This window comes from Stenotrophomonas rhizophila (assembly GCF_001704155.1).
GTDB classification, from domain to species: Bacteria; Pseudomonadota; Gammaproteobacteria; order Xanthomonadales; family Xanthomonadaceae; genus Stenotrophomonas; species Stenotrophomonas rhizophila_A.
In genome coordinates this window covers 2004202-2023077 of the sequence record NZ_CP016294.1, presented here as the reverse complement: position 1 = coordinate 2023077, position 18876 = coordinate 2004202, and the positions used below count along the sequence as shown (strand labels likewise).

The 18876-nt window shown below is 67.3% G+C and carries 16 protein-coding genes; 8 read left to right on the top strand and 8 right to left on the bottom strand.

Annotated features, from left to right (window positions below):
* Positions 1-130: 130 nt before the first annotated feature.
* Genes BAY15_RS09165 through BAY15_RS09155 form a run of 3 tightly spaced genes read right to left on the bottom strand, consistent with a single transcriptional unit; the run spans position 131 to position 2492 of the window.
* Complete coding sequence (locus tag BAY15_RS09165; protein WP_068851511.1) at positions 131-385, bottom strand: DUF6587 family protein; 255 nt, start codon at positions 383-385, stop codon at positions 131-133.
* Positions 385-2241: a ferrous iron transporter B gene (gene feoB / locus BAY15_RS09160; RefSeq protein WP_068851509.1), complete on the bottom strand. Its 1857-nt coding sequence runs from the start codon at positions 2239-2241 to the stop codon at positions 385-387. Before feoB ends, BAY15_RS09165 begins: the two co-directional genes overlap by 1 nt.
* Positions 2238-2492 (bottom strand): FeoA family protein, encoded by a 255-nt coding sequence (locus tag BAY15_RS09155; RefSeq protein ID WP_068851506.1) that lies wholly within the window; start codon positions 2490-2492, stop codon positions 2238-2240. The genes feoB and BAY15_RS09155 overlap by 4 nt, the downstream gene beginning before the upstream one ends.
* Positions 2493-2609: 117 nt before the next feature.
* On the opposite strand from BAY15_RS09155, the gene BAY15_RS09150 reads away from it, so the two are divergent.
* The 5 genes from BAY15_RS09150 to yeiP all read left to right on the top strand — a co-directional run bounded on the left by BAY15_RS09150 (position 2610) and on the right by yeiP (position 8484).
* Positions 2610-3398 (top strand): enoyl-CoA hydratase-related protein, encoded by a 789-nt coding sequence (locus tag BAY15_RS09150; protein ID WP_068851504.1) that lies wholly within the window; start codon positions 2610-2612, stop codon positions 3396-3398.
* Positions 3399-3574: 176 nt separating this feature from the next.
* Positions 3575-4468 carry a hydroxymethylglutaryl-CoA lyase gene (locus tag BAY15_RS09145; protein ID WP_068854638.1) on the top strand — a complete coding sequence of 298 codons (894 nt, stop codon included), beginning with the start codon at positions 3575-3577 and terminating at the stop codon, positions 4466-4468.
* Entirely contained in the window at positions 4465-7029 is a 2565-nt protein-coding gene (locus BAY15_RS09140; RefSeq protein WP_068851501.1) for a sensor domain-containing protein, read from the top strand. Before BAY15_RS09145 ends, BAY15_RS09140 begins: the two co-directional genes overlap by 4 nt.
* Positions 7030-7108: 79 nt before the next feature.
* On the top strand, positions 7109-7879 hold the full coding sequence (locus BAY15_RS09135; RefSeq protein ID WP_068851498.1) for an SDR family NAD(P)-dependent oxidoreductase: 771 nt from the start codon (positions 7109-7111) through the stop codon (positions 7877-7879).
* Positions 7880-7917: 38 nt separating this feature from the next.
* On the top strand, positions 7918-8484 hold the full coding sequence (gene yeiP, locus BAY15_RS09130; protein ID WP_068851495.1) for an elongation factor P-like protein YeiP: 567 nt from the start codon (positions 7918-7920) through the stop codon (positions 8482-8484).
* 14 nt (positions 8485-8498) lie between these two features.
* Here the strand turns inward: yeiP and BAY15_RS09125 are convergent, their stop codons facing one another.
* The 4 genes from BAY15_RS09125 to BAY15_RS09110 all read right to left on the bottom strand — a co-directional run bounded on the left by BAY15_RS09125 (position 8499) and on the right by BAY15_RS09110 (position 12865).
* A complete protein-coding gene (locus BAY15_RS09125; protein ID WP_068854637.1) occupies positions 8499-9236 on the bottom strand; it encodes an MliC family protein in 738 nt (245 codons plus the stop codon).
* A gap of 79 nt (positions 9237-9315) precedes the next feature.
* A complete protein-coding gene (locus BAY15_RS09120; RefSeq protein WP_068851494.1) occupies positions 9316-11118 on the bottom strand; it encodes a DUF4105 domain-containing protein in 1803 nt (600 codons plus the stop codon).
* Entirely contained in the window at positions 11118-11414 is a 297-nt protein-coding gene (locus BAY15_RS09115) for a DUF2388 domain-containing protein (protein WP_068851491.1), read from the bottom strand. Before BAY15_RS09115 ends, BAY15_RS09120 begins: the two co-directional genes overlap by 1 nt.
* A gap of 62 nt (positions 11415-11476) precedes the next feature.
* Entirely contained in the window at positions 11477-12865 is a 1389-nt protein-coding gene (locus BAY15_RS09110; protein ID WP_068851488.1) for an FAD-binding oxidoreductase, read from the bottom strand.
* A 173-nt stretch (positions 12866-13038) separates the two neighbouring features.
* Here BAY15_RS09110 and serA point away from each other — a divergent pair, with 173 nt between their 5' ends.
* Positions 13039-14280 (top strand): phosphoglycerate dehydrogenase, encoded by a 1242-nt coding sequence (gene serA / locus BAY15_RS09105; RefSeq protein WP_068851486.1) that lies wholly within the window; start codon positions 13039-13041, stop codon positions 14278-14280.
* Positions 14281-14922: 642 nt separating this feature from the next.
* Here the strand turns inward: serA and BAY15_RS09100 are convergent.
* A complete protein-coding gene (locus BAY15_RS09100; RefSeq protein ID WP_068851482.1) occupies positions 14923-15504 on the bottom strand; it encodes an NUDIX hydrolase in 582 nt (193 codons plus the stop codon).
* Positions 15505-15712: 208 nt separating this feature from the next.
* Here BAY15_RS09100 and BAY15_RS09095 point away from each other — a divergent pair, with 208 nt between their 5' ends.
* Together BAY15_RS09095 and BAY15_RS09090 are read left to right on the top strand one after the other, a co-directional pair.
* Complete coding sequence (locus BAY15_RS09095; protein WP_068851479.1) at positions 15713-17188, top strand: amino acid permease; 1476 nt, start codon at positions 15713-15715, stop codon at positions 17186-17188.
* A gap of 4 nt (positions 17189-17192) precedes the next feature.
* Positions 17193-18617: an amino acid permease gene (locus BAY15_RS09090; protein ID WP_068851476.1), complete on the top strand. Its 1425-nt coding sequence runs from the start codon at positions 17193-17195 to the stop codon at positions 18615-18617.
* Positions 18618-18876 lie beyond the last annotated feature (259 nt).

Sequence of the window (18876 nt, the reverse complement as noted above, 5' to 3'; positions counted from 1 at the left end):
TCAACGTCAACATCAAAAGCGTCGGCTCTGCGTTGCCGTCTGGCAGGGCGGGTCCGGGGCAGGCCCGCGGGGGACGCCGCCCTCTACAGGTTTTCGGTGACGGAGAGCAAGAGCGTAGAGCCCCTAGCAATCAATGCTGCTTTGGCGGTGTCGGGCCACAACTGTCGCAACCACCACAGGCGCTGCCACCGCCGGTGGCCGGCGGTGCTATGCGGCGGCCCAGTGCCTGCAGCCAGGTGGCGCGCTGGGGTTTGATCAGCCCGAGCGCTAGCGCGCCGCGCGCTTTGCGCACGGTGCCGGGGAACTGCTTCTTCAGCACTACCCAGGCGCTGATCAGGACGATCAGCGCGACCACGATGTACTGCAGGAGCAGGCCGGTGCTCATCAGCCGCCGCCCAGGGCCACGGTCACCTGGTAGGTGACCAGCGCGGCGACGTAGGCGGCCGCGAACAGGTAGAAGGTGGCAAAGCCGACCTGCTTCCAGGAGTTGGTTTCGCGCTTGATGGTGGCCAGGGTGGAGATGCACATCGGGGCGTAGATGAACCACACCAGCAGGGACAGGCCGGTGGCCAGCGACCAGCCGTTGGCGACCACCGGGGTCAGGGCCTGGATGGCGGCGTCATCGTCGGCGGCGGACAGGGCGTAGATGGTGGCGAGCGAGGACACAGCCACTTCGCGGGCGCCCATGCCGGGGATCAGTGCGATGCAGATCTGCCAGTTGAAGCCCAGCGGGGCGAAGAACACGGCCATGGCATGGCCGATCTGGCCAGCGAAGCTGTAATCGATGGCCGGCATGGTCGCGTTTTCGGGGGCACCCGGGAACGACAGCAGCACCCACAGCAGGATGGTCAGCGAGAGGATGATGCCGCCCACGCGCTTGAGGAAGATCATGCCGCGCTCGTACAGGCCCACGGCCAGGTCGCGCGGGTGCGGAATGCGGTAGGACGGCAGTTCAAGCATCAGCGGGTGTTCGCTCTTGTCGCGGCGCCACTTCTTCATCACCCACGACATCGCCAGTGCGCTGAAGATGCCGGCCGCGTACAGGGCGAACAGGATCAGGCCCTGCTGGCTGACGAAGCCCCACAGGGTCTTCTGCGGGATGAACGCGCCGATCAGCAGGGCGTAGACCGGCAGGCGTGCCGAGCAGGTCATCAGCGGGGCGACCAGGATGGTGGCGAGGCGGTCGCGCGGGTCCTGGATGCTGCGGGTGGCCATGATGCCGGGCACCGCGCAGGCGAAGCTGGACAGCAGTGGGATGAACGAACGGCCCGACAGGCCGGCCGAGGCCATCATGCGGTCGAGCAGGAACGCGGCACGCGGGAGGTAGCCCGACTCTTCCAGGGCCAGGATGAATGCGAACAGGATCAGGATCTGCGGCAGGAACACCACCACCCCGCCCACGCCGGCGATGATGCCGTCGGTGAGCAGGCTGGTCAGCGGGCCGGGCGGAAGGTTGGCGCCCACCACCTCGCCCAGCCAGCCGAAGCCGGCCTCGATGCCGTCCATCATCGGCGTGGCCCAGGCGAAAACCGCCTGGAAGATCAGGAACATCACCACGATCAGGGTCATCAACCCGAACACCGGGTGCAGCAGCCAGCGGTCCAGTGCGTCGTCGATCTTCGCAGTGCGGGTGGGCATGCTGACCGCGGCGGCGAGGATGCCGCGCACCTGGGCGTGGTAGTCCGCTTCGCCGGCGACTGCCGCCACCAGCGGGGCATCCAGGTGCGGCACCATCGCATCCAGGCGTTCGACCAGCGCCTGGGCGCCGTTGCGGCGCACGGCCACGGTTTCCACCACGGGCACGCCCAGGGCCTGCTCCAGCGCCGGCACGTCGATCTTGATGCCACGGCGCTCGGCCGCATCCACCATGTTCAGCGCCACGATCATCGGCTTGCCCAGCTCGCGCAGTTCCAGCGCGAAGCGCAGGTGCAGGCGCAGGTTGGTGGCGTCGATCACGCACAGCAGCACGTCGGGCGCGGCCTCGCCCGGGTAGAAGCCCCGGCACAGGTCGCGGGTGATTGCTTCGTCCAGGCTGGCCGGCTGCAGGCTGTAGGCGCCTGGCAGGTCGAGCACGGCGAATTCACGGCCAGATGGCGCGCGCAGGCGGCCTTCCTTGCGCTCCACGGTCACGCCGGTGTAGTTGGCGACCTTCTGGCGGCTGCCGGTGAGCTGGTTGAACAGCGCGGTCTTGCCGCTGTTGGGGTTGCCGACCAGGGCAATGCGCAGGGTGGCGGCGCTCATGCGGCCGCTCCATCTGCAACGGCAGTGATGTCGATGCGCCTGGCTTCGGAAATCCGCAGGGCGAAACGGGTGAACCCGACCTGCACCAGCAGCGGTTCGCCGCCGATGGGACCACGGGCTACCAGACGCACATCTTCACCCTTGACGAAGCCCAGTTCCCTGAGCCGACGGGCGATGGCGTCGTTTGCATGGAGGTCGCGCACCGATTCCACCAGAGCGGAGCCGTGCAGCGGCAGATCGGACAACGTCACAGGTCGCCTTCGGTCGATAAGAATGGTTATCAATTCTAGCATCGCCGCGCCGCGTCATGGCCCGGGCCGCATGGGCCGCTATGATCCATACATGTATGGAGCAGGCGCAGGCCCCCGATGAGTGACGCTTTACGAATTGAACGCAGCGCGGCCGTGCTGACCCTGTGGCTGAACCGCCCTACCCTGCACAACGCCTTCGACGCCGGGCTGATCGCGCAGCTCACCGCCGCGCTGGAAGCGGCCGGCCGCGACGCGCAGGTCCGCGCGGTGGTGCTGGCCGCCACCGGGGCTTCTTTCTCGGCCGGCGCGGACATGCAGTGGATGCGCGGCATGGCTGCGGCCAGCGAGGAGGACAACCGGCAGGATTCGCTGGCGCTGGCCCGGCTGATGCGCACCCTGGATGAGCTGCCCAAGCCGACCATCGCCCGCGTGCACGGGGCGGCGTTCGGCGGCGGGGTCGGCCTGGTGGCCTGCTGCGATATCGCCATTGCCAGCACCACCGCCCGCTTCGGCCTGACCGAAAGCCGGCTGGGCCTGCTGCCGGCGGTGATCTCGCCTTATGTGATCGATGCGATCGGCCCGCGCCAGGCGCGGCGCTGGTTCGCCACCGGCGAGCATTTCGACGCCGACACCGCCCTGCGCATCGGCCTGGTCCACCAGCTGATCGAACCTGAACGGATCGACGAAGCGGTCCAGCGCCAGCTGGGCCTGCTCGACAAGGCCGGCCCGATCGCCTCTTCGTCGGCCAAGGAACTGGTGCGCCGGGTCAGCCTTGGGCGCGACCGCGACGCAACCGACCGCGACAATGCCGCCCTGATCGCCCGCCTGCGGGTGTCCGAGGAAGGCCAGGAGGGTCTCGGCGCTTTCCTGGACAAGCGCGCGCCCCATTGGGTTACCCAGGACTGAAGGGCCCCGGGCCCACGCACCCGCGGGCTGGCCGCTTTGCCGCCCATCCCGCGTATCCCCCTTTCATGGCCCACAGGGAAACCTGGGTCGCTCCACTTCGCCAGGAACGTTCGTGACTCCATCCCCCACCCGTCCACTGCAGGCTGTGCGTCTTCCCTCCCATGGGGAGCATCGGCATGGATGATTTCGTACGCATCGTCGAAGTCGGTCCGCGCGACGGACTGCAGAACGAAGCCCAGCCGGTGGCCACCGCCGACAAGATCGAGCTGATCCGCCAGCTCTCGCTGACCGGCCTGCGCACCATCGAAGCCACCAGTTTCGTCAGCCCGCGCTGGGTACCGCAGCTGGCCGATGCGGCCGAGGTCTATGCCGGCATCGAACGCCGCCCGGGTATCGCCTACCCGGTGCTGGTACCCAACGAGCAGGGCTACGACCGTGCCCGCGCGGTGGGCGTGGAGGAAGTAGCGGTGTTCACCGCGGCCTCGGAAACCTTCAACCGCACCAACACCAATGCCGGCATCGACGAATCGCTGGCGCGCTTCGCACCGATCCTCGAGCGCGCCCGCGTCGACGGAGTGAAAGTGCGCGGCTACGTGTCCACCGTGCTCGGCTGCCCTTACCAGGGCGAGGTCGCCGTCAGCGAAGTGGTGCGCGTTGCACGCGCGCTGCACGACATGGGCTGTTACGAAATTTCGCTGGGCGACACCATTGGCGTCGGCACGCCGCGCAAGGCCCGCGCCATGCTGCGCGCGGTGGCCAGCGAAGTGCCGATGCCGGCCCTGGCCGTGCATTTCCACGATACCTACGGCCAGGCGCTGGCCAACATCGATGCATGCCTGGAGGAAGGCGTGCGCGTGGTCGATTCGGCCGTGTCCGGTGCCGGCGGCTGCCCTTATGCCAAGGGTGCCAGCGGCAACGTGGCCAGCGAAGACGTGGTGTACCTGCTGCATGGCATCGGCATGCGCACCGGCATCGATCTGCCGGCGCTGGCCGCCACCGGCCGCTGGCTGGCCGCACGGCTCGGCCGCGAAACCGGCAGCAAGGCCGGCAGGGCCCTGGCCGCGACATGAGCCGACGCCGCCCGCGCACGGATGCAGCGGTCGGTGATCACCTCACCGGGCACGTCGACGCGCTGGCGGCCCTGGAAGAGGCGCTGGCGCAGCCGCCCGGCGACGACCTGCATGCCCTGCTGCGCGATGTGCAGCAGGCGCTGCAGGAAGCGATGGACGACCGCCAGCTGGCGCTGCGCCGCTACGCGGCACTGTTTGATGCGGTACCTGATCCGGTCAGCATCCTCAGCGAATCCGGCGTGGTGCTGGATCTCAACAGGGCCGGCATCCGCGCCTATGGCCGGGCCCGCGAAGACATCATCGGCCAGCCGATCGAGCTGCTGAATCCGGACCTGCCCAGCGATCATCTTGATCCGGTCTGGGAAGCACTGCGCCGGGGCGAAACCTACGTCATCGAAGTCACCAACATGCGCGGTGACGGCAGCCGCTTCCCGGTGGAAGTGCATTCGGCCGGCTTCGAGCACCAGGGCGAGCACTGCATCGTGGCGGTGGCGCGCGACCTGAGCAGCCGCTGGCAGGCCGAGTCGCGCTACCGGCTGCTGATGGAATCCATCGACAAGGGCGTGATCCTGTTCGACCGCGACCTGCGCGTGATCTCGGCCAACCCGGCCGCGCACCGCATCCTGGGCACGCAGGGCAATGGCGGCAGCCTGGCCGCCATGCTGAGCCCGGACGACTGGATCAGCGTGGACGAACACGGCCATCCGCTCACACGCGACCAGTGGCCGGCAGCAGAAGCACTGCTGCGCGGGCGCATTGTCCGCAGCACCATTGTCGGCCTGTACCACCGCCCACGTGGGCGAATGATCTGGATTTCCACCACCAACGTGCCGGTGTACGGCAATGGACGCGACTGCCCCGATCACGTGTTCGGGCTGTTCAGCGACATCACCGAACTCAAGCGCAACAACACCCTGTTCGACCGCGCGCAGTCGCTGGCCCACATCGGCGGCTGGGAATGGGACCGTGGCCTGCAGCGCCTGTACCTCACCGATGAAGCGGCGCGCATTCTTGGCCAGGAGCTCCCGCTGCAGGACATGGCGCACCTGATGGACTGCCTGCGCCTGGACGACCGCGCGCAGCTGCAGCAGGCGCTGCTGGACGTGATCGACCGCCAGGTACCTTTCGAGCTGGAGCTGCAGGGCCAGCGCAGCGACGGGCATTCGTTCTGGGTGCGCATGATCGGCGAGGCCGAGGCCGGCGACGTCAATGCCGCGCGCATCGCCGGCACCGTGCAGGACATCACCTCGCGCAAGCATGCCGAGGAAACCCTGCGCATCCAGGCCCGCACCGACCCGCTCACCGGCATCATGAACCGCGATGCGGTGCTCACCGACCTGGCCACCCGCATGGGCAGCCCCACCCACTGCAAGGTGGGCGTTCTGTACATCGACCTGGACCGCTTCAAGACCGTCAACGACCTGCTCGGCCACAACGCCGGTGATGAACTGCTGATCGATGCCACCCGGCGCATTTCCACCGCGATCGGCACCGAAGGGCTGGTGGCGCGGTTTGGCGGCGACGAATTCCTGGTGGTGTGCGATACCCGCGACCAGCCCGACCAGCCCGAGCGCCTGGCCGAGGCGATCACCCGCGCCTTCTCCACCCCGTTCCGGTTCGGCAGCGACGAGTTTTCGGTCACCACCAGCATCGGCATCGCCCGCGCGCCGCAGGACGGGCTGCGCCCGCAGCAGTTGATCCAGAACGCGGACATCGCCATGTATGACTGCAAGCGGCGCACCCGCAACGGCTGGCAGGTGTTTTCCCCGGAGCTGGCGCAGCGCCAGCACGACCGGCTGCAGATCGAAAGCCGCCTGCACCGCGCGCTGGACGACGACGAGTTCCACCTGGTCTACCAGCCGCAGGTGAACCTGCATACCGGCCAGCTGGTGGCCGCCGAAGCGCTGATCCGCTGGCGCAACTCGCAGCTGGGCGAACTGCGCCCGGACATCTTCATCGGCCACGCCGAAAGCACCGGCGACATCGTGCGGATCGGGCTGTGGGTGCTCAACGAGGCCTGCCGCCAGGTACGCCAGTGGCAGGACGACGGCCTGGGCATCGTGCGGGTGGCGGTGAACGTGTCCTACCGCCAGTTCGTCGGCGAGGACCTGGCCCGCAACGTGCGCCAGGCGCTGGACCAGTACGGCCTGCCCGGCAGCGCGCTGGAGCTGGAATTCACCGAGCGGGTATTGATCGAGGACGCGCCCGACACCCTGCAGACCTTCGCGCGGCTGCGCGAGATGGGGGTGCTGCTGACCATCGACGATTTCGGCGAAGGCTACAGCGCGCTCAATTACCTGCGCCGGCTGCCCATCCACGGGCTCAAGCTCAGCCAGATGTTCGTCGAGGGCGTGCCCGGCAACCGCTCGGACGTGGCGGTGTGCGAGGCCGTTTGCGGCATCGCCCGCAGCCTGGGCCTGGGGCTGGTCGCCGAAGGCATCGAATCGGAGGAGCAGCGCCGCTTCCTGCACGGCATGGGGGTCACCGTCGGCCAGGGCTTCCTGTTCGCGCCCGGACTGTCCCCGGACGAATTCGCCCGCCGCCTGCCGCCGCGCCGCTGAGCGCCCGTCTGCGCTGCACAACGGTGAACGGGCCGGCATCCGCTAGAATCGGCGGCTCTTGAACCTGCGGGATCGTGCAATGCAGCTGTCTTCCGTCCGCGCCGTCGTCACCGGCGGTGTTTCCGGCCTCGGCCTTTCGGTGGCCCAGCACCTCGTCGCCCATGGCGCCAAGGTGGCCCTGTTCGACCTCAATGACGAAAAGGGCGCCGCCGCCGTTGCCGAGCTGGGCGCTGCCAACGCCCGCTACTTCAGTACCAATGTCAGCGACGAAACCGCCGTGGCCGCGCAGATCGACGCCGCGCACGACTTCCTGGGCGGCCTGAACGCCGTGGTCAGCTGCGCCGGCATCCTCGGCGCGGGCCGCGTGCTCGGCAAGGAGGCGCCGATGCCGCTGGCCACCTTCCAGAACACCATCATGGTCAACCTGGTGGGCAGCTTCAACGTAGCCAAGGCCGCGGCCAACCGCATGCAGCACAACGCCGCCGGCGACGATGGCGAGCGCGGCGTGATCATCAACACCGCCAGCGTGGCCGCCTATGAAGGCCAGATCGGCCAGGCCGCCTATGCCGCCTCGAAGGGTGGCGTGGTCGGCATGACCCTGCCGATGGCGCGCGAGCTGTCGCGCTTCGGCATCCGCGTAATGACCATCGCCCCGGGCATTTTCTGGACCCCGATGGTCGATGGCATGCCGCCGGCCGTGCAGGAATCGCTGGCCGCCTCCATCCCGTTCCCGCCGCGCCTGGGCAAGCCGGAAGATTTCGCCGGCCTGGTCGGCCACATCCTGACCAACACCTACCTCAACGGCGAGACCATCCGCCTCGACGGTGCGGTGCGCCTGGCACCCAAGTAAGCAAGCACCACTACCTCCCACGAACCGACCTTCATTACATGAAAGCCAACGACATCAAGAAAGGCAACGTCGTCGAATACAACAACGGCGTGTACCAGATCCGCGACATCGAGCGCAGCTCCCCGCAGGGTCGCGGCGGCAACGTCCGCTTCCGTTTCATCATGTACAGCGTGCCGGGTGGCAACAAGCTGGACGCCAGCTTCGACGCCGACGACAACCTGCCGGAAGTCGAACTGCTGCGCCGCCAGTCCACCTATTCGTACAAGGACGGCGATGCGTTCGTGTTCATGGACGATGAGGATTACACCCCGTACACCCTCGATGCCGATGTCATCGGCGATGACGCCGGGTACATCACCGATGGCCTGACCGGCATCTACGTGCAGGTCATCGATGACCAGCCGGTGGCCGTGCAGCTGCCGAGCAGCGTGGTACTGGAAGTGGTGGAGACCCCGCCGGAACTGAAGGGCGGCACCGCCACCAAGCGCCCGAAGCCGGCCAAGCTCAACACCGGCATTGAAATCATGGTGCCGGAGTACATCTCCAACGGCGAGCGCGTGCTGGTCAATACCGCGACCGGTGAATTCGCCGGCCGCGCGGACTGAGGTAGCGCGCTGAATCAGGGGCGCTCGGCCAAGGCCGGCGCCCCTGCGAAATCGCCACAGCCGTGGTACTGGCGTGCGCCCACCGTGAGCATCACGGTAGCGCCGAAGGCCTGCCCGCTCATGTCGTCATGGCAGACCGTGCGCTGGAAGCTGACCTTGATGTCGGTGCCATCGGCGGCCTTGCCCGACCAGCCATCCTTGCCCTGGGTCGGCGCGACAACTTCAAACTTCTGCTCGCCGTAACCGGTCTCCACGCGCAGCACCGGTTTTTCGCCTGCGCTCACCTGGGCCAGCCAGCCCGGCTCGTTGCCGGTGGCACGGAACTCAGGCGGCGCTGCTGCGCTCGCGGCGGCGGCAGCGATCTCGCCTTCCTTGCCCGATCCGGTGCAGCTGCGGTCCGGCTCGCCCTTGAGGGTCAGCGTGCCTTCGGTGGTGCCCTTGGTCCAGAACACGTTGCCCTGCCCGTCGCTGAACTTCGCGCCGGAGGCGGCAGTGTCCGAGGCCATCACGAACGTACGCCCGCCGACGACCACCGTGGCCGAATCCTGGCCGCGATAGGTCGCCTGCACCGGCAGATCGTCGCACTGGAAGGCGTACACGCGTTCGTCGGAACTCGGTGCGGCCGCCGGCGGCGGGGTTTCCTTGCCGGCCGCGACGGGATCGGGTGCCGCGCTGTCGGCCTGCTGCGCGGGCTGACACGCGGCCAGGCCGGTGGCGATGGCCAGGCTGAGAATAAGGGGAGATGCGCGCATGTTCGACTCCTTGCCGATGTTCTGGTTCAACCAAGGATCGTAGCTCTGCGGGTGTGAGCGAGGGTGAAACGCGGCCGCTTTACGCCTGTTCGCGTGCCAGTTGGCGCATACGGCTTCCCAGCCGGGCCAGCGTGTCGTCGATCGTGGCCAGTTCCTGCTGCTGCGCCGCAGGCAATCGCGCGCGCATCTGCGCCTGCAACGCCGTCCATGCCGGCACGCCGCGTGCACTGATCTTTTTTGCAGCTTCGGCCGCGACGACACGCTCATTCGTGGTTGGCAAGCCGTAGCCGTCACCGCCCACCAACCCGGCCGGATTCACCAGCTGCCCTGCATCTTCCAGCAGCGCCAGCAATGCGGCGTGCGCTGCATCACCCCCCGCATCCGGACCACCCAGGGCCCGCTTCAACCCATCGCGCGCACGCAGTTCTTCGCGGTACCGCGCCGCCTGCTCCAGCAACAACAGCGCTGACGTCGCGCGCAGACCGCCCCGCTCCGCCCACTGAGCGCGCTGCGCCGCCGGCAACGCCAACCACGCGGCCACCTGCGGGGTCGGCAATGCCAGTTCCGCGCGCGCTACGTCAAACAACTGCTGGTAATGCGCCTGCGCCGAGGGGAAGTAGTAACCCAACCGCATCGCCTCGCGGCGGTCGTCCAGCACCGCGCCATCGGCACGGCCTTGGCGCTCGAGTCGACGCAGCAGGCCACCGGGGCTGAGCCGGTTAAGGCCGGGATCGGCCCAGCGTGGCACGCCTTCCTGCAGCAGCTTGCCGGTTTCCACCGCGCAGTTGTTGCTGACAAAGCGATACCGCCCAGCATAGCTCCAGTGCACCTGGCCTACGCGTTCCAGCAGACCCGCGATGTCGCTTTCATCAAGCGCCAGCGGTACCGACTTCAGCCCGCGCAGCTCCAGCTGGGTGTACTCGTTGATTACCTGGTTGAGCGGCAGCACGAACAGCCGGGACGGATACGCGCCGGTCAGCCCGCGCCAGCTGGAAATCTGCACATCGCCGACGAACGCGCGGAACGACAGCACCCGGTGATGGGCCAGATCCAGCCGGCACGCCGGGCCGCGCGGACGCCCCGGCGCGCAGATCACCAGCCGCAGCATGCTGTGACCCCAGCGGCTCATCAGCTGGTCGTTGCCCTCGGCCAGCAGGTAGTCCACCGCATATACCCGCTGCGGATCCAGCTCCAGCAACGAGGCTTCGCCGGTGACATCGCCCGCCTGCACCAGCGCCACGCGCGGGTCGCACGCGGCCTGCGGCCCTGGGCCAATGTGATCTGCAAACCACGCCGCCAGCGCCGGGCGGCGACACGCGAAATCGGCATCGAGCAGGTAATGCTCGGCATTCACCGCCAGGTATTCGGCCGGGCTGTGGCGCTCGTACGGGTCGGGACTGCGTTCGGTGAACGCGTTGCCACCGCGTCCCCATCGCCACGGGTGCTGCTGCCAGCCGGCCAGGTCACGCCAGCGGCTGCTGTACGACCATCCGCCCCCAGCGGCGCGGTCCAGCACGTGGGTCAATTCATGGATCAGCGCCGCCTGCACCGCGCGTGGCAGTGCTTGGCCTGGCTTCACCCCGTCCAGCAGGCTGCGCCGCAGGGTGATCGCATTCCTGCGGGTGCGGCCATGCACCGTGTCGGGAAGCTGGTCCGACCAGGACAGGGTCACCGGGGCGACGAAGCGCGCCTGCCATGACGCAGGCAGCAGCGCGGGTGCCTGCTGCAGCACCTGCTCGGCCTTCGCCCGCTGGCCGGGATCAAGTCCGTCCGCCTGCAGCTGAAGCTGCAGGGCGGCATGGGCGGCCGGGGCGGCCGGGGCGGCCAGCAACGCCGCCAGGACCGCCGCGCATCGGCGCAGGGCCCTGCGGCGCAGTTGCATCAGCGGGCCAGCAGGGCCTGGGCCAGCTGCATGTCGCTGGCGTCGCGCTGGGCGGCACCGGTTTCGCGCAGGTGCAGGAGCGCCGCTTCCAGGCGGGCGCCACGGATGGCGCCGTCGGTGGCCACGAACGCAGCTGCGTCTTCGCGGGCGTCCACCACCACCTTGTCATCGTCCGAGCTGGACGAACCGGCCGAGGAGGCACCGGACGCCGAACCCGCCGAGGAGCCGGCGAAGCTGGAGGCGAATGCCGAAAGCGGCAGGGCGAGCACGGCAAACAGCAGGATCGATCGCTTCATCTTGGGTTCGTTGAGGACAGGAAGAGGCAAAGCGTATCGGCTGCGTGAAATTCTGTCGCCTGCTACAGGTCGAATACCTTGCCCGGATTCAGCAACCCTTGGGGATCAAACGCACGTTTGACCGCCTTCATCAGCGCGATTTCCGCCTCGCCGCGGGTGCTGTCCAGGTAGCCCTTCTTGACCAGGCCGATGCCATGTTCGGCCGAAATGCTGCCATCGAAGTCCTTCAGCACCTGCGCCAGGAGCATGGTCACGTGCTCGCACTGCTGCAGGAACTGCGCATCGTCGGTGGCATCGGGCTTGAGCACGTTGATGTGCAGGTTGCCGTCGCCGATATGGCCGAACCAGACCACGTCGAAGTGCGGGTACGCCTGCCCGATCAGCGCCTGGGTGCGCGCCATGAACGCCGGCATGGCCGAAATCCGCACCGACACATCGTTCTTGTACGGCTTGTAGCGCGCCACCGCCTCGGTGATCCCTTCGCGCAGGCGCCACAGCTGGGCGGCCTGCGCATCGCTCTGGCTGACCACGCCGTCGCTGACCCAGCCCTGCTCCATGCAGGCCTCGAACGCGGCCATCGCCGCAGCCTCCTGCACCTCATCGCCAGCGGCGAACTCGGTCACCACGTAGAACGGATGCACCTCGGCGAACGGCGCCTGCGCGCCATGCGCCAGCACGTGTTCCAGCGCCCGGTCGGTGAAGAATTCGAAGGCCTGCAGCTGCATGCGCTCGCGGAACGCGGCAAACACCTGCATCAGCACCTCGAACGACGGCAGCGCCAGCAGCATCACGTTGCTGGCCGGCGGCGGATCGGTGAGCTTGAGCGTGGCTTCCACGATCACGCCCAGCGTGCCCTCGGAGGCGATCAGCAGCTGGCGGAAATCGTAGCCGCTGGAATTCTTGATCAGCCCCTTGTTCAGCTCGAGCAGCTCACCGTTGGCCGTGACCACCTTCAGGCCGGCAATCCACTCGCGGGTGTTGCCGTAGCGGATCACCCGGATGCCACCGGCATTGGTGGCGATATTGCCGCCGATCGAGCACGAGCCGCGTGCGGCGAAGTCGACCGGATAGATCAGGCCGTGTTCGAGCGCTGCGTTGTGGACGGCTTCCAGCGCCATGCCGGCCTGCACGGTCAGCGTGCGGTCCACGGCATCGAAAGCCAGCGGCTTGTTCATCCTCTCCAGGCTGAGCACCAGCTCGCCGTTGGCCGCGACCGCGCCGCCGCTCAGGCCGGTGCGGCCCCCGGAGGGCACCACCGCCGCGCCCTGGGCACTGGCCCAGCGCAGGATGGCCTGCACCTCGTCCACGTTGCCCGGCAGCGCAATGGCCAGCGGCGCCGGCGTCCAGCGCCGGGTCCAATCGCGTCCGTAGTGCTCCAGCTCGGCCGGCTCGGTGGTGAGCCGCAGCCCGGGGCAGTCCTGCAACAGCAAATCAAGGCGCGGATCAGTCATATGAACAGAGGGGCCAAGGCAATCCCAAAGGGTAGCGCACGACTGTTAGTCGTGCGACCTCGCCAACAATTGGTCGCATCTGAAACCGTCAAACCGCCCCATGGCGCACCGCACCATCCCCGCCCCGATCTGGCATAGTGGGCAGCTCCCGCCCAACATGCTGCCGCTTGCCCATGTCGCCGAAGAAGACCTCATTCCCGAAGCAGGATATCCGCGTGCTGTTGCTGGAGGGGGTGAGCCAGACGGCCATCGACGTGTTCAGTGCGGCCGGCTATTCGCAGATCGAACTGCACAGCAAGGCCCTGCCCGAAGACGAACTGAAGGCGCGCATCGCCGAAGCGCACATCGTCGGCATCCGCTCGCGCACCCAGCTCAGCGCCGACGTGCTGGCCCATGCCAAGCGCCTGATGGCGGTGGGCTGCTTCTGCATCGGCACCAACCAGGTGGACCTGGAAGCGGCCGAGCTGGCCGGCATTCCGGTGTTCAATGCCCCCTATTCCAACACCCGCAGCGTGGCCGAACTGGTGATCGCCGAAGCGATCATGCTCACCCGTGGCATTCCGCAGAAGAACGCCGAATGCCATCGTGGCGGCTGGTCCAAATCGGCCGCCGGCAGCCATGAAGTGCGCGGCAAGACCCTGGGCATCATCGGCTATGGCCATATCGGCACCCAGGTCGGCGTGATGGCCGAAGCCATGGGCATGCAGGTGATCTTCCACGACATCGAAACCAAGCTGTCGCTGGGCAACGCCCGCGCTGCCATCGACCTGGACGACCTGCTCGCCCGCGCCGATATCGTCACCGTGCACGTGCCCGAAACGCCGGCCACCCAGTGGCTGATCGGCGCGCCGCAGCTGGCCCGCATGCGCCCGGGCGCGCACCTGATCAATGCCGCACGCGGCACCGTGGTCGACATCGATGCGCTGGATGCGGCGCTGCGCTCGGGCCACATCGGTGGCGCGGCGCTGGACGTGTTCCCGGTGGAGCCCAAAGGCAACGGCGATGCATTCGTGTCGCCGCTGACCGCGCACGACAACGTCATCCTCACCCCGCACGTGGGCGGCAGCACCCTGGAAGCGCAGGACAACATCGGCGTGGAAGTGGCGGCCAAGCTGGTGCGTTACAGCGACAACGGCAGCACCCTGTCGGCGGTCAACTTCCCCGAAGTGACCCTGCCCGAGCATGAAGACAGCCTGCGCCTGCTGCACATCCACCAGAACGTGCCGGGCGTGCTGTCGAAGGTCAACGAGATCTTCTCGCGCCACAACGTCAACATCGACGGCCAGTTCCTGCGCACCGACCCGAAGGTCGGCTACGTGGTGATCGACATCACCGCCAGCGAAGCGCAGGCCGCAGCCGTGCGCGAAGAGCTGGCCGCGATTTCCGGCACGCTGCGGACGCGCGTTCTGTATTGATCGCACTGCCGGCCGCGGACGTGCGCATCAACGCGCACGTTTCGCTCCGCGGTAGGGTCGCATCCCAATCGACTGCCGATAACGGTGATCGGCGCGATGGCGGCATGACCTCCGGGGGAAACGCGCTTCTTCGCCAAATGGTCATGCCCTACCGAACGTGGAAACACGGCCGGTGGTCGATCGGGATGCGACCCTACCGGTGCATTGCGTCCTGGTCGATCACGTTCGGCGACTCATCGGTAGGGTCGCATCCCTATCGACCGCCGATAACGGTGATCGGCGCGACGAAGGCATCACCTCCGAACGAAACGCGTTGTTTACGCCAACGGCCATGCCACAACCGAACGTTGCACCACGGTCGGCGGTCGATCGGGATGCGCCCCTACCGATGCGTGCCGATGGATTTCGTGCGATTACCCAAAGGCGGCGCAACGATGATTCGTGCGATGACGCGAACGGGACGGAACGACGGTTCGTGCGATGACGCATTGGTAGGGTCGCATCCCTATCGACCGCCGATAACGGTGATCGGCGCGACGTAGGCATCACCTCCGAACGAAACGCGTTGTTTCCGCCAACGGTCATGCCACAACCGAACGTTGCACCACGGTCGGCGGTCGATCGGGATGCGACCCTACCGGGTCACCGTGCGAGCCAGCGCTTGGCCATTCGCGGCAACGAATCGTCCCCGTCCGGCGTCTCGATTGCGGCATTGGCCACGTCGGCGACGTCACGCCACGCCAGCGCCAGCGATTCCTCGCTGATCGCGAAGGCCTCGCTTCCCACCGCCCGCACCACGTAGCGCGCGTCGTAGTGCCAGTGGCCGGGCACGTCATGCCGTTCCGGAATCCAGTGCTTATCGATGTCGAACAGCTCGCCATCCTCCAGCACCAGCCCGGTCAGCCCGGATTCCTCCTCGGCCTCGGTCAGCGCCACCCTGGCCAGGTCGCGGACGCCATCGGCGTGCCCGCCCAGCTGCAGCCAGCGGTTCAACTTCCGGTGGTGGGTCAGCAACACCCGCGCTCCATCGGCGCTGACCAGCCACGCGCTGCCGGTGAAATGGCCGGCCAGCCGGTCGCGCAGGAAGGGGTTTTCCGGGTCGTCCAGCAATGTGCTGAATTCGTCAGCCAAGGCGGCGTGTTCGGGGTGCCGGCGGGCGTAATCGGCCAGTTGGCCGCGCAGGGCGGCGTCAAGTGCTACAACGGATTCAGGGTTTGACGACATGGCAACCGGGCAATCGAACGGATTTGGCAGATTATCGCCCGGCATGCTGCATTTGCGCTTGTGCGCAGGCTTCAGCTTTGGCTAAGGTACAGCGGGCCGTTCCTTTGGGGCGGCCGGTCACCACTCAAGGGCGCGGCAACGTATCGCGCACTTGCCTTTCGATTTCGCGGGGCCCGCCCCGCACCAACGTCCACCTGGGAAGCACTGCATGCTGAAGTCTCTGTTGAGGGTCAAACCGGTCGAGCCGGCCGGGCACGTCGATGCCGGCGAACCGATTGAAGGCAGCCTGGACGGCGAAGCCTCGCTGAAAAGGACCCTCACGGCGAAACATCTCATCATGCTGGGTATTGGCGCCGTGATCGGCGCGGGTATCTTCGTGCTGACCGGCCAGGCGGCCGCCAATCACGCCGGCCCGGCGGTGATGCTGTCGTTCGTGATCGCCGGCTTCGCCTGCGCCCTGGCGGGCCTGTGCTACGCCGAGTTCGCGGCGATGATGCCGGTCTCGGGCAGCGCTTACTCCTACTCCTACGCCACCCTGGGCGAAGGCATGGCCTGGTTCATCGGCTGGTGCCTGGTGCTGGAATACCTCTTCGCTTCGGCCTCGGTGGCGGTGGGCTGGTCGGCGTACCTCATCAGCTTCATCACCACCACGCTGCACATGCCGTTCCCGGACGCGCTCAGCGCGGCGCCGATCAGCTGGACCGGGCAGGAGTTCATCTCCTCCGGCAAGCTGTTCAACCTGCCGGCGGTGCTGATCGTGGCGGCGGTGTCGGGCCTGCTGTACGTGGGCGTGACCCAGTCGGCGTTCGTCAACGCGATCATCGTGGCGATCAAGGTCACGGTGATCTGCCTGTTCATCGGCTTTGGCGCGCAGCACATCGACATGGCCAACTGGACCCCGTTCATTCCGGAAAACACCGGCGTGCCGGGCGAGTTCGGCTGGAGCGGCGTGTTCCGTGCGGCCACCATCGTGTTCTTCGCCTACATCGGCTTCGATGCGGTTTCCACCGCGGCGGGTGAAACCAAGGACCCACAGCGCAACATGCCGATCGGCCTGCTCGGCTCGCTGGCGGTCTGCACCATCGTCTACATCATCGTGTGCGCGGTGCTGACCGGCATGATGCCGTACCACCTGCTGGGCACCGACAAGCCGGTGGCTACCGCGCTGGAGCCGTATGCCAGCCTGTCCTGGCTGAAGACGGCCGTGGAGATCGGCGCCATCGCCGGCCTGTCCTCGGTGGTGCTGGTGATGATGATGGGCCAGACCCGCATCGCCTACACGATCTCGCGCGATGGCCTGATTCCGAAGCTGTTCGGCAAGGTCCACCCGCGCTTCCGTACCCCGTACTGGGCCACGATCGTGGTGGGCGTGCTGGCCGCTGCGCTGGCGGGCCTGATGCCACTGAACGTGCTGGGCGAGCTGGTCTCGATGGGGACCCTGCTGGCCTTCGCCACGGTCTGCATCGGCGTGCTGGTGCTGCGCTACACGCGCCCGGAACTGACCCGGCCGTTCCGGGTGCCGCTGGTGTGGGTGATCTGCCCGGTGGGCGCGCTGTCGTGCCTGTTCCTGTTCTGGCAGGCGTTCGTGGTGCATTGGCACCTGTTCGTAGGCTGGACGGTGCTGGGCCTGGTGATCTATTTCGGCTACGGCATCCGCCACAGCAAGCTCAACAAGGTGTCGTGATCCCATGCTGAAGCAACTGTGGGCCACCAAGCACCCGCACGCCGCCCATGAAGATGCGAACGGGCTGAGCCTGAAGCGCACGCTGGGTCCTTGGGGCCTGACCGCGCTGGGCATCGGCGCGGTGATCGGCGGCGGCATTTTCGTCATCACCGGGCAGGCGGCGGCCAACCATGCGGGCCCGGCGATCATGCTGAGCTTCGTGCTGGCGGCGATCTGCTGTGCGTTCTGCGCGATGGCGTATGCGGAGTTCGCGTCGATGGTGCCGGTCTCCGGCAGCGCCTATACCTATACCTATGCAACCTTCGGCGAGCTGGCGGCGTGGTTCATCGGCTGGATGCTGGTGCTGGAATACGGGGTGTCGGCGTCGGCGGTGGCGGTCAGCTGGACCGGTTACTTCCTGAGCCTGCTGAGTCATTTCGACATCTACCTGCCATCGGCGCTGGTCAGTGCGCCGCTGGATGGGCAGTTGCGCCCCACGGGGGCGATCGCAAACCTGCCGGCGGCGATCCTGGTGCTGCTGCTGACGTGGCTGTGTTATGTGGGCATCAGCAAGTCGTCGGCGATGAACATGGCGATGGTGGTGCTGAAGACCGGCCTGATCATTCTGGTGATCGTGGTCGGCTGGAAGTACGTGGACCCGGCCAACTGGACGCCGTTCATTCCGGCCAATGAGGGACCGGGCAAGTTCGGCTTCGAGGGCGTGCTGCGCGGTGCGGCGATGGTGTTCTTCGCCTACATCGGCTTCGAGGCGGTGTCGGTGGCGGCGCAGGAATCGCACCGGCCGCAGCGCGACATGCCGATCGGCATGCTGCTGTCGCTGGTGATCTGCACGATCCTGTACATCGCGATGGCGGCGGTGATGACCGGGCTGGTGCCGTACACGATGCTGGGCACGGACGAGCCGGTGGTGACGGCGGTGGCGGCGCACCCGACGCTGGGCTGGTTGCGGGTGGTAGTGGAGATCGGTGCGTTGATCGGGCTGTCGTCGGTGGTGCTGGTGATGGTGATCGCGCAGCCGCGCATCTTCATGATCATGGCCAACGACGGTCTGCTGCCGAAGGTGTTCACGACGATCCACCCGAAGTACCGCACGCCGCACATCAATACGGTGATCACGGGCATCGGCATTGCGCTGCTGGCGGCGCTGTTCCCGCTGGACGTGCTGGGCGAGCTGACGTCGATGGGGACGCTGATCGCGTTCGCGGCGGTCTGCGCGGGCGTGCTGATCCTGCGCCGCACGCAGCCGGACCTGCCGCGCCCGTTCCGCATTCCGGCGGCCTGGCTGATCTGCAGCCTGGGCGTGCTGAGCTGCCTGGCGCTCCTGTCGGCGATGACGATGCACAACTGGATGCTGATGGGGATCTGGACCGTGATCGGGTTCGCCATCTACTTCGGTTACAGCTACAAGCACAGCCGCCTGCGCGGCTGAACGCCCGAGCTGACTGCAAAGGCCAGAGCCAGAGCGTTGGCTCTGCCTTTACCGTCGGTTTGGCGGGGCGGTGGGGGTTTGCGGGGGACGCCGTAAACCCATCCATGGGGGCTTGGTCGCGGCATCCATGCCGCTCACACCCCCGCAAACCCCCACCGCCCCACCCTTCTACACGCTACGGGTGACGGCGCCAAAGGCAAAATCGGGGTCCGGCGGCCTTTTTGATGCCCGGGCCTGCTCTCGGAACCTGCTTTTAACG

Bases quoted from the DNA above. Each gene is read 5' to 3' on its own strand.
- BAY15_RS09165 (WP_068851511.1), bottom strand. From the start codon at position 385: ATGAGCACCGGCCTGCTCCTGCAGTACATCGTGGTCGCGCTGATCGTC.
- feoB (WP_068851509.1), bottom strand. From the start codon at position 2,241: ATGAGCGCCGCCACCCTGCGCATTGCCCTGGTCGGCAACCCCAACAGC.
- BAY15_RS09150 (WP_068851504.1), top strand. From the start codon at position 2,610: ATGAGTGACGCTTTACGAATTGAACGCAGCGCGGCCGTGCTGACCCTG.
- BAY15_RS09145 (WP_068854638.1), top strand. From the start codon at position 3,575: ATGGATGATTTCGTACGCATCGTCGAAGTCGGTCCGCGCGACGGACTG.
- BAY15_RS09140 (WP_068851501.1), top strand. From the start codon at position 4,465: ATGAGCCGACGCCGCCCGCGCACGGATGCAGCGGTCGGTGATCACCTC.
- BAY15_RS09135 (WP_068851498.1), top strand. From the start codon at position 7,109: ATGCAGCTGTCTTCCGTCCGCGCCGTCGTCACCGGCGGTGTTTCCGGC.
- yeiP (WP_068851495.1), top strand. From the start codon at position 7,918: ATGAAAGCCAACGACATCAAGAAAGGCAACGTCGTCGAATACAACAAC.
- BAY15_RS09125 (WP_068854637.1), bottom strand. From the start codon at position 9,236: ATGCGCGCATCTCCCCTTATTCTCAGCCTGGCCATCGCCACCGGCCTG.
- BAY15_RS09120 (WP_068851494.1), bottom strand. From the start codon at position 11,118: ATGCAACTGCGCCGCAGGGCCCTGCGCCGATGCGCGGCGGTCCTGGCG.
- BAY15_RS09115 (WP_068851491.1), bottom strand. From the start codon at position 11,414: ATGAAGCGATCGATCCTGCTGTTTGCCGTGCTCGCCCTGCCGCTTTCG.
- BAY15_RS09110 (WP_068851488.1), bottom strand. From the start codon at position 12,865: ATGACTGATCCGCGCCTTGATTTGCTGTTGCAGGACTGCCCCGGGCTG.
- serA (WP_068851486.1), top strand. From the start codon at position 13,039: ATGTCGCCGAAGAAGACCTCATTCCCGAAGCAGGATATCCGCGTGCTG.
- BAY15_RS09100 (WP_068851482.1), bottom strand. From the start codon at position 15,504: ATGTCGTCAAACCCTGAATCCGTTGTAGCACTTGACGCCGCCCTGCGC.
- BAY15_RS09095 (WP_068851479.1), top strand. From the start codon at position 15,713: ATGCTGAAGTCTCTGTTGAGGGTCAAACCGGTCGAGCCGGCCGGGCAC.
- BAY15_RS09090 (WP_068851476.1), top strand. From the start codon at position 17,193: ATGCTGAAGCAACTGTGGGCCACCAAGCACCCGCACGCCGCCCATGAA.